Origin of the sequence: Arthrobacter sp. TB 26 (assembly GCF_000427315.1) — a bacterium.
Lineage (GTDB): Bacteria > Actinomycetota > Actinomycetes > Actinomycetales > Micrococcaceae > Arthrobacter.
Genome location: NZ_AUPJ01000507.1, coordinates 11,166 through 24,308 on the forward strand (window position 1 = coordinate 11,166; position 13,143 = coordinate 24,308).

Consider the following 13,143-nt stretch of genomic DNA (forward strand, 5'->3'; position numbering starts at 1 on the left):
CTGCCGGCTGGTCGGAGGAGGTGGTGCGCTTGACGTTGCCGGCTTTGTAGCTGGTGACCGACATGGTCTTCGTATCGATGGTCAACCGGATCTGGCCGATGTACTCGCCGTAGTTGCCGGTCTGGACGATCGGGCGGGTCTTGCCCTCAACGCCGGGGACCGGGGCATCCCAGGAGTACTGCTTGTGGGTGTGGCCATTGAAGATCGCCGCAACGTCCGGGGTGACGTCGGTGACCATCTTGGCGAACGGGCCGCCGGCGGCGACCTCCTGTGCCAGGGTGGAGCCTTCCGGTGCGCCGGACCCGGCGCCGTCGTGGTTTTCCACAACGATTACGTCGGCGAGTTTGTCCGCCTTGATCTTCGCGGCGACGCGGTTGATGGCGTCGACGGCGTCGCCGAACTCGAGATCGGCGATGCCCGCGGGGGTGACCAGCGAGGGCACTTCCTGCGTGACGGTTCCGATCACAGCGACCTTGACGCCGTTCAGGTCGAGCACCGTGTATTCCGGCAGGACCGGCTCGGTGGTGCCCTTCTTGTACACGTTGGCGCCCAGGTAGGGGAACTTGGCGTTGCTGCCTCCCGCGATGACGCGGTCGCGCAGGTCGGCCCAGCCGCCGTCGAACTCGTGGTTACCCACGGCCGAGGTCCGCAGCTCCAGGGCGTTCAGCACATCGATCGTCGGCTGGTCCTTGGCAACGGCCGAGGCGAACAGCGAGGCGCCGATGTTGTCACCGGCAGAGAGGAATGCCGTGGCGCCGGGGGCAGCCGCGGCCCGCAGCTTCTCGATGGTTCCCGCAAAGAACACGGTGTTGGAGTCGATACGGCCGTGGAAGTCGTTGATGCCGAGGAGGTTCAGCTCAACGCTGGCCGGGGTGACCGGCAGGTTCAGGCCCACCACCACCGGATCGTGGTCGCTCGCCCGGAACTGGTCCGGAGCGTAGTAGTTGGTCACGTTGTTGTTGTACCGGCTGTACTCCAGGGCCACGGACTCCACGGAGTTGATGTTCCAGATGTCGGCGCCGGTGGCGATGGCGTCGGCCCCCGGTGAGGCGAGGATGTGGTCCAGCGAGCCCACCAGGCCACCGAAGAGGTAGGAGTGCTTGGCGGAACCGTCGGCGTTCTTGGCCTTTTCGTCCTGGTTGACGTAACCCGCGGCCGTGAGGACGTTGATCGGGTCTTCCTTGGCGTAGGAGTTGAAGTCGCCGATCAGGAAGACTTTGTCGGTGCCTTTGGACTTCTGCAGTTCGTCAGAGAACGCCAGCAGGGACTGGGCCTGGGCGGTGCGGGCGAGGTTTGAGGCGCCCTGGCCCTTGTCAGTGTCGTCGGGAGTAGCGGCTGAGCCCTTGGACTTGAAGTGGTTGGCGATCGCGATGAACTTCTTGTCGTCCGTTGCGCCGACCGGCTTGAAGACCTGTGCCAGCGGTTTGCGGGCACTTGCGAAGGCGACGGTGTCGTTGAGGATGATGGATTCGCCCACCGGCTCTGCTACGGCCTTCTTGAAAATGAAGGCGGTGCGGATCATGTCCTCATCAGCCAGCGGCGGTGCGTTGGCGGGTGTGCGGACGTAGTCCCAGATCCCCGGCGTGGCGATGTTCAGGGCATCAACCAGCTTAGCCAGGGCATCATCACGGTTCTTGCCGAACTGTGCGGAGTTCTCGACCTCCATGAGGGACACGACGTCGGCGCCGGACTTGCTGATGGCGGCGACGATCTTGTCCTGCTGGCGCTGGAGGTTTTCGGCGTTGGCCGCGCCGCGGGCGTCGCAGCCGCCGCGGACGGTGATCGGGCTGCCGGCCCGGTCCGTGTAATACGTGCACCCGGTGAGCTGGTCGCCCGTGGTGGGGAAGTAGTTAAGCACGTTGAACGAGGCGATCTTGAGGTTGCCGCCGACGGCTGCCGGGGCGTCCGTACGGGTGGTGGCGCCGAAGCTTACGGGCTGCACCGTGTCCGCGTTGGCCGGGGTCAGCTGGGTCAGCGGCTGGAACTTCCAGGAGTTGTTGGTGTAGCTGAGCACCACGTTGGTCTTGAAGCTCACCGGTGCGCCGACGCGGATGGGTTCCGCCGTGGTCAGGTACGGCAGCTCCAGTGCCTTGGTGGTGGCGTCCTTGAGGAAGTTGGTGGTGGCGCCGTCGTCGAGCTTGATGCCGCGGGCGGCGTTGGCGGCGACGGTGGCGGTGTACTCGGCCGAACCGTAGGGGGCGACGGCGGTGGGCTGCTCGAGCGGGGTGGTGCCGCCGGCCAGGCCGATTTCGCCGTACTGGTTCAGCGAGAAGTTGTCAGCGACCGTGATAGGTCCCTGCGGGGTAAGCAGCATGCCTTCGAGCGTTTCCCGGAAGGCTTCCTCGGCCGGGAGTGCAAAGCCGGTGGGCTTGACCTCGGGGGCGGCCTCGGTGAGCTTCTTGAGGTCTGCCGCGGCGGCGACGGTCACTTGGGTCATGCCGAAGTACTCGCTGACGGCGCCAGTGACCTCGACGTAATCGCCGATCTGGACGGAACCGGCCGTGGCGGACGAGAAGACGAAGATGGCGTCCGAGGCCGGGTGGTTGGCCGGGGTCAGGTCTCCGCCGGTGCCGGGGGTCTGGATGTAGTAGCCCGCGAATCCGCCGGTGGGGAATGCTGCGGTGACCTTGCCCCGGGTGGTGACAGGGGTCCCGACCAACGGGCTCGCCGTGCCGTTGCCCTGGATCTCGGCAATGGTCTTGACAGCCGGGGGAGTGACGGGGCCCGGATCGACCGGAGGATCGACGGGGGTGGCTTGACCGTTGACCGCCTTGGGGGTGATCGTGGCGTTCAAGGTGAAGTCCGCGGAGTTGTTGTTGCTGTCAACGCCGTTGCTGCGGTTCAGGCTCTTGACGTCGGTGGTGGCAGAGGGAGCCTTGGCCGCCTGGCTTTCGAAGGTCAGCGAGGTGCCGTAGCCAAGTAGGTCTGCCACCGCTCCCTGCTCGATCACGGAGCCGGTGGCGAGGTCGGTCAGGGCGGTGGCTTGTTTGGCAAGCACGATAGTTCCGCCCGGGTTTCCGATATTAAACCCGGTGGAAGTCGCATCGGAGGCGGGAAGATCCGCGCCGTTTGCGCCATTGCTGCCGGCCTTGAGCAGGTAGAAGCCCTTTGCCGGAATGGTGCCGGACAGGGGCGCAACATTGCCTGGCGCCCCTGAATTGCCCGGGGCGCGGTACTGGAGCGACCAGCCGTCCAGCGAGACCGGGGCGTCCGAGGTGTTGTACAGCTCGACGAACTTGTTCTTGTAGGCTGCTCCGGCGCTGCCGCCGCTGAGGTACGCCTCGTTGATGATGACCGGCGAAGTGCCAGCCGCTGCCGGGGAGACCTCCACGGCAAACGCCGGCACAGCGGCCAGCGGCGCTGCGATGAGCCCCGCGGACAGCGCTGTGCCGAGCGCGGTTTTCCAAGGTATGTGTTTCATCCGCTCTAACTCTCATTAGGTGCCCGGGTAAGGGCTGGGTGGAGGGTGTCCGGGTGATGCCGCGGACCGGCCGGTCGTTGCTCCTGGTCAAGCAGTTCCCGGCACATCAAAACAGGGGTGAATGAACACGATGTGTCTTGCATGTGCATTCGGCGAGACGTCCCCCAGCGGGACGTGCCACAGCCTCCCTGGAGACCCTGGCTGCGGCCCCAGCGATGGTGTTTGCGGAGCTTTCGAGCTGCGTGAATTAGCTATCCGCGGCGGCTCCAGGCGCCGGGCATCCCCAAAGAATACCGGCCAGTTTCCGCGAGGGAAGGGGCTGGCCGGTATTTACTACAGCAGTTTTATTAAAGTTTTCGCTCAGCTTTTCTGAAGTTTTTCGCGGGACGCTCAGATCCCGGGCGGGCGCGCGTCAGCGGTTTTCGGCGACGATCTTGAATATGGCCCCGGTGGGATCAGTAAGGGTGGCGAGACGTCCGAACGGGCTGTCTTCCGGTGCCTGGATCACTGTCGCGCCCATGGCCACGGCGTTTGCGATGGCCGCGTCGGTGTCCTCAACCGCGAAGTAGACCTGCCAGTTGGACGGGACCTCGGCAGGGAGGTAGCCCGAGGCGTCCATGATCCCGGCTTTGGCGGCGTCTCCGGCTCCGAGGGTCGTGTAGCGGAATTCCGGGGTGTCGCTCAAGACGAAGGTGTCCCAGCCGAACACGTCCTGGTAGAACTTGACCGCGGTGGCGTAGTCCTTGGTGTGGAGTTCATGCCACGCCGCGGTTCCGGCTTCCGCAGCGAGCTCGTAGCCCTTCATCTCGCCGGGCTGCCAGATGCCGATGGCCGCGCCGGTGGCATCGCCGACCATGGCCATGCTGCCCTGCTCGGGCACGTCCATGGGTTCCAGGTAGACCTGTCCGCCGTGCTCCGCCGCGCTCTTGACCGTCGCCCTGGCATCGTCCGTGCGCAGGTAGGTGGACCAAACGTCCGGGAAACCGGCCTGCTCCGCCTGCTTCTGCATCAGTCCGGCGACGGACTTGCCGTTCTTCCGCGCCGTGATGTAGCCGCCGTATTTCTCCTGGTCGCCGGTCTCGAAGGTCCAGCCAAAAAGCTCGCCATAGAACGCCTTGGCCTTTCCGGTGTCGGAGGTCATCAGGTCGATCCAGCACGGTGCTCCGTTGGAGTGGTCGGGTGTTGGCATTGTGGGCTCCTGCTCTCTTCTGCGGCCGTGAACGGCGCTGCCGGGGCCGCCGAAGGTGTGGGTGGTGGAGAAGACACAGTGAGACTATGCCGGGGTACCGTCGGTTTCAATGGTCCGGCGGACTGGCCGGTGCCCGCCCCCCGGGGCCCCGGGGCGGAACAGCCGCTGCTGGCGAGGGCGCGGCTGTCCACGCAAAAATGCCCCCGGTACCGCGCGAGGCGCTGAACCGGGGGCATTATTCGCGGAAGGTAAGAGATTCGAACTCTTGGTACGGGGTTACCGCACACTGGTTTTCAAGACCAGCTCCATCGGCCGCTCGGACAACCTTCCCTAACGAGTAGTGTTTCATAGGCAGTCGGCAGCAACAAAAAACGCGGGCGCGCCCGAGGACAGGGGCAACACCTCCGCCTACTCTGGGAGGAGGCGCCTTGGTCGTGGTGTGCCGTAGCCGCATCCCTGCTCGAAGGCTGCAACAAGTTCGTTAGGAATCGGGAGTTCTCCATGAAGGCTGTCTATATCTCAAGGCCGGGCGGACCCGAGGCCCTGGAGGTCCGCGAGGTCCCGTCCCCGGTGCCCGGCCCCGGCGAGGTGCTGATCGACGTCGTGGCCGCGGGGCTAAACCGCGCCGACGTCCAGCAGCGCAAGGGACACTATCCGCCGCCACCTGGCGCCTCCGAGGTTCCCGGGCTGGAAGTGTCCGGCCGGATCGCCGGTTTTGGGCCCGGCGTCACCAAGCCCTTTTCCGTGGGGGACAAAGTTGTCGCCCTGCTGGCCGGCGGCGGCTACGCCCAGCAGGTGACCGTCCCGGCGGGGCAGGTGCTGAGGGTCCCCGACGGCGTCGACCTCGTCACGGCGGCATCCCTGCCGGAGGTTGTCGCGACGGTGTATTCCAACCTGATCATGACGGCGCAGCTGCAGCCGGGCGAGACCGTCCTCATCCACGGGGCCACCGGCGGCATCGGCACCATGGCCATCCAGCTCGCCAAGGCCTTTGGGGCCGTGGTGGCCGCCACGGCGGGAAGTGCGGAGAAGGTCGGCACGGCCAAGGCATTCCTCGGCGCGGACATCGCGATCAACTACGCCGAGGAGGACTTCCCGGAGAGCCTGCGCGCGCAGAATGGCGGCAAAGGCGCGGATGTCATCCTCGACGTCGTCGGGGCCAAATACCTCACGCAGAACGTGGACGCACTGGCGGACTACGGCCGCCTGGTCGTGATCGGGCTGCAGGGCGGCGCCAAGGGCGAGCTGGACCTCGGCAAACTGCTGAGCAAGCGTGCTGCGATCATCGCGACGGCGTTGCGCCCGCGGCCCGTGGAAGAGAAGACCGTGATCATGGATGCTGTCCGCGATGCGGTCTGGCCAATGCTGACCGATGGACGGATCCGTCCCTTGGTGGCAAAGACGTTCCCTTTGGAGCAGGTCGCTGCCGCGCACCGGTACTTCGACTCTGGCGACCACGTCGGAAAGATCCTGCTCGTCATGTAGGTCTGGCCCCGTGGCCTGGCCGCCCCACATATTCCAGTCATGGCATATCCGAATTGCTTCGCGATCTCAAATGACTGTAATGTAATTCCATACGCGGTATACACGCGTCTTGGGGCGCGTGTATGCTGTCGTCCCGCTACCCTCCGGGAGCATCATGTCCATCCGTCACAGCCTCCTCGCGCTCCTGCAGGACCGGCCACGCTATGGCTACCAGCTCAGGATCGAATTCGAAGATCGCACCGGATCCTCCTGGCCCCTCAACATCGGGCAGGTCTACACCACCCTCGACCGCCTCGAGCGCGACGGCCTGGTCCGCAAGGATGGTGCCGACGGCGAGGGCCACGTCGTCTACAGCATCACCCCCGAGGGGCGCGCTGAAGTCAGCAACTGGTTCACCTCACCGGTCCCGCGGACCAGCCCGCCGCGGAACGAACTGGCCATCAAGCTCGCGCTTGGGCTGACGCTTCCCGGCGTCAACGTCGGCGCCGCCATCCATGCCCAGCGCGCCGTGTCCATCCGGGCCCTGCAGGACTACACCAAGGCCCGGCGGGACACGGCATCCCAGCACCGCTCGGCGGACACTGCCCGGCTGCTGGTGCTGGATTCACTCATTTTTCAGACCGAGGCCGAGGTGCGCTGGCTGGACCTCTGCGAGGCCCGGCTCATGCAGTTGACCGGCCCGCCCGCCTGACTCCCGCCCAACCGGCAGGACACGTACCGGCACGCGGAAGTACCCGCAAGTAACACCGTCCGGTAACAACCCTGCCGTTCGGCGCTTTTGCCCGGCCGTTCATCGCCTCCGCAGGACCGCCTAACGCAAAGCCATACCCATGAATCGCCGTGGTTGGTAGGGTGCCTTGGGGCACATCTGTCGTGGATTTGCCCAGTTGGGGTTTCTCAAGGAGGAGACATGGGCACAATGCCAGATGGCACGCCAAAAAACTTACTGGTCGACGACGGCATCACGCCGGACCCGACCCTGCCGCCCACCGCCGTGGACGCGGCTGTGGTCGAAGCCGAAGAACGCAAATGGACGCCGGCCAAGATCGCACTCTGGGTGGCAATTTCCCTGCTGGGCGCCGTGGCCTGGTTCATGCTCGCCATTGTCCGCGGTGAAACGGTCAACGCCATCTGGTTCGTGTTCGCCGCGGTGTGCACCTACCTGATCGGCTACCGCTTCTACTCCAAGGTCATCGAGCGCTACCTGCTTAAGCCGAACGACCGCCGGGCCACGCCCGCGGAGTACAAGGCCGACGGCAAGGACTATGTCCGGACGGACCGCAACGTCCTGTTCGGCCACCACTTCGCCGCCATCGCCGGCGCCGGACCCCTGGTGGGCCCGATCCTCGCCGCCCAGATGGGCTACCTCCCGGGCACCATCTGGATCATCTTCGGCGTTGTGTTCGCCGGAGCCGTCCAGGACTACGTCGTGTTGTTCTTCTCCATGCGCCGCGGCGGACGCTCCCTTGGCCAGATGGCCCGCGAGGAACTCGGCGTCATCGGCGGCACCGCCGCCCTGATCGCCACCCTGCTGATCATGGTGATCATCGTCGCCATCCTGGCCCTCGTCGTCGTCAACGCCCTGGCCGAAAGCCCGTGGGGCGTCTTCTCCGTCGGCATGACTATCCCGATCGCCCTCTTCATGGGCGTTTACCTGCGCTTCATCCGCCCCGGCAAGATCATGGAAGTTTCCCTGATCGGGTTTGTGCTGCTGATGGCCGCCATCATCGGCGGCGGCGCCGTTGCCGCCACTGACTGGGGCCATGCCTTCTTCACGCTGGACAAGGTCACCATCGCGTGGGCGCTCATCATCTACGGCTTCATCGCCGCCATCCTGCCGGTCTGGCTCCTGCTGGCTCCGCGTGACTACCTTTCCACCTTCATGAAAATCGGCGTCATCGTGATGCTGGCCGTGGCAGTCATCGTGGTCCACCCGGAAATCTCGGTCCCGGCCTTCAGCGAGTTCGCCAGCCGCGATAATGGGCCCGTCTTCCCGGGTGCGGTGTTCCCGTTCCTCTTTGTCACCATCGCCTGTGGTGCGCTTTCGGGATTCCACGCACTGATCGCCTCCGGCACCACGCCGAAACTGATCGAGAAGGAACGCCAGACCCGCTTCATCGGGTACGGCGGCATGCTGATGGAGTCCTTCGTGGCCATCATGGCCCTCGTCGCGGCAATCTCCATTGACCGCGGGCTCTACTTCGCGATGAACTCCCCGGCCGCACTCACCGGCGGCACCGTGGAAACCGCGGCCGCCTGGGTCAACAGCCTGGGATTGTCCGGCGTGAACATCAGCCCCAACATGCTTGCCGAGACGGCGGCCAATGTCGGGGAGACCAGCATCATCTCCCGCACCGGCGGAGCGCCGACCCTCGCCGTGGGCCTTGCCCACATCATGCAGCAGTTCATCGGCGGCACCGCCATGATGGCCTTCTGGTACCACTTCGCCATCATGTTCGAGGCCTTGTTCATCCTCACCGCGGTCGACGCCGGCACGCGCGTCGCGCGCTTCATGCTGCAGGACTCGATCGGCAACTTCATCCCGAAGTTCAAGGAGCACTCCTGGCGTCCCGGCGCGTGGTTTGCCACCGCCGTGATGGTCGCAGCGTGGGGCGCCGTGCTGATCATGGGCGTCACGGATCCGCTGGGCGGCATCAATACGCTGTTCCCGCTGTTCGGCATCGCCAACCAGCTGCTGGCCGCCATCGCCCTGTCCGTCTGCCTGGCCATCGCGGCCAAGAGGGGCTCCTTCAAGTACCTCTGGATCGTGGCGGTCCCGATGGCCTTCGCGGCCGTCGTGACCATCACGGCCAGCTACCAGAAGATCTTCTCCTCCACTCCGGCGGTCGGCTACTTCGCCAACAACGCAGCCTTCTCCAAGGCACTCGCGGACGGCAAGACCTCCTTCGGTACGGCGAAGACCGTCCCGGCCATGGAAGCCGTAATCCGCAACACCGCGATCCAGGGCTGGCTCTCAGTCATCTTCGTGGTGCTCAGCATCATCGTTATCGTGGCCGCGCTGATCGCCACCTACAAGGCGTTCCGCAACACCAAGGCAGGTGTGGTCAACAGCGACAACGAGGATCCGGCCCTGCCATCCCGCGTCTTCGCTCCGGCCGGACCGGTTCCCACCGCGGCAGAGCGTGAGCTCCTGACCAAGTGGGACCAGCTGCCGGCGGATAAGCGGTCCGCAAAGGCCTCCCACCACTAATGCGGAGGTACAGATGAACGCGGTAGTTGCGGGCTTCCGGGGATTCGCCCGGTACCTGGGCGCTGTCATGGGTGCGGATGCGTACGCGAAGTACCTGGCTCACCACGCCGAAGCCGGCCACGGCTCCCCGCCGATGACCGAGCGGGCGTTCTGGCGGGACCAGACGGACCGCCAGGAAGCCAATCCGCAGGGGCGGTGCTGCTGACCGGTTCCGGCTAATCGCCGTCGCCGCGTCCGGAGGGCGCCGTCGGGCACAGAAGTGCTCGACGGTGCCCTCCGCTGTTTGTTGCCCGGATTGTTGAGTTTCCGGGCATGGCGCGGGACGGCCCGCGGCGCGGCACCGGGCTCGTGAGAGTATGAAGCCATGAGCGATCCGCACGACACTCAGCCCAACGACGGGGTTCCCATCGAAGGCACAACCCTGGACTCCCAGCCGGCCGGCGACGGCGGACAGCCGTCGGAACCTGGACGGCCAGGACAGCCGCCGGACCCTGGACGGTCCGGACAGCCCGGAGGACCGGGAAGGCAGGGCCGCCCCGTGGGAGCGCGGCCGAAGCCCAGCCAGCTCCAGGACCTCGTCGACGAACCCGCGAAGGTCATGCGGATCGGCACCATGATGAAACAGCTTCTGGACGAAGTGAAAACGGCCCCGCTCGACGACGCGGCGCGCGTTCGGCTCGCCGAAATCCATGAACGCTCCATCAAGGAACTGGAAGACGGCCTTGCGCCGGAACTGGTCGAGGAGCTGGAACGGATCACCCTTCCCTTTCCCGCGGACGGAACCCCGTCGGACGCGGAGCTGCGGATCGCCCAGGCCCAGCTGGTCGGCTGGCTGGAGGGCCTCTTCCACGGCATCCAGACAGCCCTTGCAGCCCAGCACGCCGCCCGCGAGCACTCCATGGCGCAGGCACAGCTCCGGCAGTTGCCGCCCGGAACGGTGATCGCCCCCGGCGTGATTATCGGCGAGAACGGCGAACCCCAGCGCGCCGCGGGGCCCAGGCCCGGCGCCGGCCCCTCCCAAACCCCCGTACCTGCGGACCCGGACCACGGTCCCGGCCAGTATCTTTAGGCCACTCTTGGGATTCTTCAGCGCGGCCCGGCAGGGACGCAAAGACGACGCCGAACTCGGCAAAGGCCTCTGGCGGCGCGCCCACGACCGCTTCACCCGCGGCCTCGACCGCTACCACCAGATCCTCGAGGGGGTGGAGGACGAGGCGCTCTATGCCGAGCTCCTTGAGATCGCCGATGAACTTTCGGCGCTCTCGGGGCGGGTCCGGAAAATCTGCGTCGAGGCCCAGCGGCGTGCGCCCAGCGAAGGTCTCGACATTCCGGGGACCCTGGCCGGTGTCCACCGAGCCCTGTCCACGGCAGGGAACTCCCTGGCGACCACGGCCGAAGCAGCCGCCATGCTCCGCCTTGGTGTCGGCCCCGTTCCGGCCGGAGCGGAATCGGTACGGCGCCGCGCCCAGACGGTGGTGGAACACGTCAACGACGCCGAACGCCGGCTTACCGGGACGGCTGCCACCGGTTGAGGGACGTTGGATCCCCGGGTACAGCGCCGATATTCCCGGTTAAGCGCCTAGCTTAGCTGCGCCCTTTACGCTGGCGGTATGCCGGTGTCGTTGCAAGGATAGCTGGATGACTTTTTCACCGGTACTGACTTTCAATGACGGCAACACCATTCCCCAGCTTGGCTACGGAGTGTGGCAGGTTGAAGACGACGTCGCCGAGAAGGTGGTTGTCCAGGCCTTCGAGGCAGGCTTCCGCCACATCGACACCGCCAAGATCTATGGCAATGAAGCAGGCGTGGGCCGCGCGATCGAGCGCTCAGGCCTCACGCCCGAGGACATCTTCATCACCACCAAGCTGTGGAACGCGGACCAGGGCTACGAGTCCACGCTGAAGGCCTTCGAGGAATCCATGGAGCGCCTGGGCCTGGAGACCCTGGACATGTACCTGATCCACTGGATGCAGCCCAAGCAGGACAAGTACGTGGACACCTGGAAGGCTCTTATCGAGCTGCAGAAGCAGGGGCGCGTCAAGACCATCGGTGTCTCCAACTTCACCAAGGAAGGCCTGCAGCGCCTGATTGACGAGACCGGCGTTGTGCCGGCCATCAACCAGATCGAACTGCACCCCTTCTTCAACCAGGCCGAGCTGCGCGAATTCCACGCCTCCAAGGGCATCCTCACGCAGGCCTGGTCGCCGCTCGGCCAAGGTGGCGAGCTGCTGGAGAGCGCGGTCATCGGCCAGATCGCGGCCAAGCACAACGCCACTCCGGCGCAGGTGGTCATCGCCTGGCACCTGGCGGTCGGCAACGTCGTCATCCCCAAGTCCGTGACCGAATCCCGCATCCGCGAGAACTACGCTGCCCTGGATGTCAGCCTGGACGAGACCGATGTGCAGGCCATCAACGGCCTGGACAACTCGGCCGAGGGCGCCGGCCGCATCGGCCCGGACCCGGCAGTCTCCGACTTCGCCTAAGCCACCCGCTTAGCGGAGCAGGCCAGCGGGTGAGGCCGCCAGCCGGCTGAGGCGGCGGCCCCAGCGGAGCCACAGCAGGGCCTTCACCCGACAGGGTGGGGGCCCTTTCTCCTGCCCGGTGACCTCCGCGGTCCCGGGCTGGCGGCGTCGGGTCTTAGCCGGCTCACACTCTGGCGAACCCTGAGCCAAGGTCGTGAAGGATCACGGTTCCGCCCAGCAGCTGCGTCTTGGCCGTGAGCTGTTCCAAAACTGCATCGTTGACCGCACCGAAGATTTCAACGGTCAGGAGTTTGACGAGAGGCGCAATCGGCGGGAACAGCGGGCCAGCTACCTTCATGTGAAACTCCAGCGACGCTACGTCCTCGTGGATGTGAAGGACACTCATCCGGCTGCCGTCGCCCGAGAAGTAAACGTTGTAGGCGATGATCCGCGGCTCATTAGCTTCGACGAAGCTGGCCAGGTGCGCCATTGCGACCCTGAGTTTGCCAAGCTCCCCGGGGCGCACCTCGGAGGTATCGAGATACACAACGAAATCAGTCACGTTGCCCTCCCCAAGGCCAGGCCCGAGGCGCCATAAAGAAGACGTCCCGGTTCAATTATCCGCCGGGCTCAAACCTCTGTCGAGGTCCCCGCTGACGACCAGGCCCGGCCCCAGCAGCAACCACTCGGCACGGGGCTACTGGTCATCGCTAGGAACGGGAACGGAACAAGCGGGCACGTTTTGCAGGCCGGGGATCCATCGAATCGCCAGAGACGGCTAGGCGGCCCTGCGGGATTCCTGCATCGGCACCGCGTCAATGATGGCCCAGCCCTGCTCGTCGGCCACTCGTCGGCTGGCGAAGCGTTCGGCGTCGGAGATGTCGTCGAAGGTCTCGGTGCGGATGCGGCCGCAGTCCGTGTCCAGGTACGTGACTTCAAAGTACTGGTTGGTTTCCATGCATCAAGTGTGGCGCCGGCCTCCGACACTTTCCGGTCATCAGTGCGGTGTGTTGCCCAGCCGCAGCACCCGTTCCCGGGCAAGGTCCTCGGTGCGCCGCGTCTTCGCCGCCGCCCGTGCTGCCTGCTGCGCCCGGGCGGCGGCCAGTTCTCGCCGTTTCCTTGCAGCCTTGAGCTCCTGCTCGCGCTCGGTGAGCTGTTCCCGCAGCGTATCCACCGCGTCGGCAAGGGCTGTGGCCAGGGCCGTGGACCCGGCCAGCTCCTCCTCTTGCTGCCGGGCCTCCCGCGCGGCCGCTGCGGCGGCATCTTCGGCATCCTTGAGCAGCGCCCGGGCCCGTTCCAGCGCGGAGGGTGTGGACCGTCGAGGTTCCTGCCGGACAGCGCGCAACCGGGGCTGCTCCGCCGCTTGCCCGTCTG

At 65.9% G+C, this 13,143-nt stretch carries 11 protein-coding genes, 1 tRNA gene and 1 pseudogene (1 of these 13 cut by a window edge); 7 read left to right on the forward strand and 6 right to left on the reverse strand.

What is annotated here, in order from left to right; genetic code table 11:
• From K789_RS0120060 to K789_RS0120070, 3 genes are all read right to left on the reverse strand, one after another.
• Positions 1-3,421: the 5' portion of an ExeM/NucH family extracellular endonuclease gene (locus tag K789_RS0120060; protein ID WP_024368313.1), read on the reverse strand. It extends 1,142 nt beyond the left edge of the window; the window shows 3,421 of its 4,563 coding nt (coding positions 1-3,421); its start codon is at positions 3,419-3,421; the stop codon falls past the left edge of the window.
• Positions 3,422-3,833: 412 nt separating this feature from the next.
• Positions 3,834-4,610 carry a VOC family protein gene (locus tag K789_RS0120065; RefSeq protein ID WP_024368314.1) on the reverse strand — a complete coding sequence of 259 codons (777 nt, stop codon included), beginning with the start codon at positions 4,608-4,610 and terminating at the stop codon, positions 3,834-3,836.
• Between the two features lie 242 nt (positions 4,611-4,852).
• Positions 4,853-4,940: transfer RNA gene (locus K789_RS0120070), tRNA-Ser, on the reverse strand.
• Between the two features lie 171 nt (positions 4,941-5,111).
• Here K789_RS0120070 and K789_RS0120075 point away from each other — a divergent pair.
• The 7 genes from K789_RS0120075 (at position 5,112) to K789_RS0120105 (ending at position 11,790) form a co-directional block, all read left to right on the forward strand.
• A complete protein-coding gene (locus tag K789_RS0120075) occupies positions 5,112-6,095 on the forward strand; it encodes an NAD(P)H-quinone oxidoreductase (RefSeq protein ID WP_024368315.1) in 984 nt (327 codons plus the stop codon).
• Between the two features lie 154 nt (positions 6,096-6,249).
• Positions 6,250-6,786, forward strand: coding sequence for a PadR family transcriptional regulator (locus K789_RS0120080; protein WP_024368316.1), 537 nt, complete (start codon positions 6,250-6,252; stop codon positions 6,784-6,786).
• Positions 6,787-7,005: 219 nt separating this feature from the next.
• Positions 7,006-9,306, forward strand: coding sequence for a carbon starvation CstA family protein (locus K789_RS0120085; RefSeq protein WP_024368317.1), 2,301 nt, complete (start codon positions 7,006-7,008; stop codon positions 9,304-9,306).
• Positions 9,307-9,319: 13 nt separating this feature from the next.
• Entirely contained in the window at positions 9,320-9,511 is a 192-nt protein-coding gene (locus K789_RS0120090; protein WP_024368318.1) for a YbdD/YjiX family protein, read from the forward strand.
• Positions 9,512-9,670: 159 nt separating this feature from the next.
• On the forward strand, positions 9,671-10,375 hold the full coding sequence (locus tag K789_RS0120095; protein ID WP_024368319.1) for a bacterial proteasome activator family protein: 705 nt from the start codon (positions 9,671-9,673) through the stop codon (positions 10,373-10,375).
• A 7-nt stretch (positions 10,376-10,382) separates the two neighbouring features.
• Positions 10,383-10,838 (forward strand): hypothetical protein, encoded by a 456-nt coding sequence (locus tag K789_RS0120100; protein ID WP_024368320.1) that lies wholly within the window; start codon positions 10,383-10,385, stop codon positions 10,836-10,838.
• A 106-nt stretch (positions 10,839-10,944) separates the two neighbouring features.
• A complete protein-coding gene (locus K789_RS0120105; protein WP_024368321.1) occupies positions 10,945-11,790 on the forward strand; it encodes an aldo/keto reductase in 846 nt (281 codons plus the stop codon).
• A gap of 163 nt (positions 11,791-11,953) precedes the next feature.
• Here the strand turns inward: K789_RS0120105 and K789_RS0120110 are convergent, their stop codons facing one another.
• The 3 genes and pseudogenes from K789_RS0120110 to K789_RS25510 all read right to left on the reverse strand — a co-directional run.
• Complete coding sequence (locus tag K789_RS0120110) at positions 11,954-12,331, reverse strand: hypothetical protein (RefSeq protein ID WP_024368322.1); 378 nt, start codon at positions 12,329-12,331, stop codon at positions 11,954-11,956.
• Between the two features lie 216 nt (positions 12,332-12,547).
• Positions 12,548-12,727, reverse strand: coding sequence for a hypothetical protein (locus K789_RS0120115; protein ID WP_024368323.1), 180 nt, complete (start codon positions 12,725-12,727; stop codon positions 12,548-12,550).
• A 39-nt stretch (positions 12,728-12,766) separates the two neighbouring features.
• A pseudogene (locus K789_RS25510) lies at positions 12,767-13,143 on the reverse strand (hypothetical protein); the annotation flags it as partial.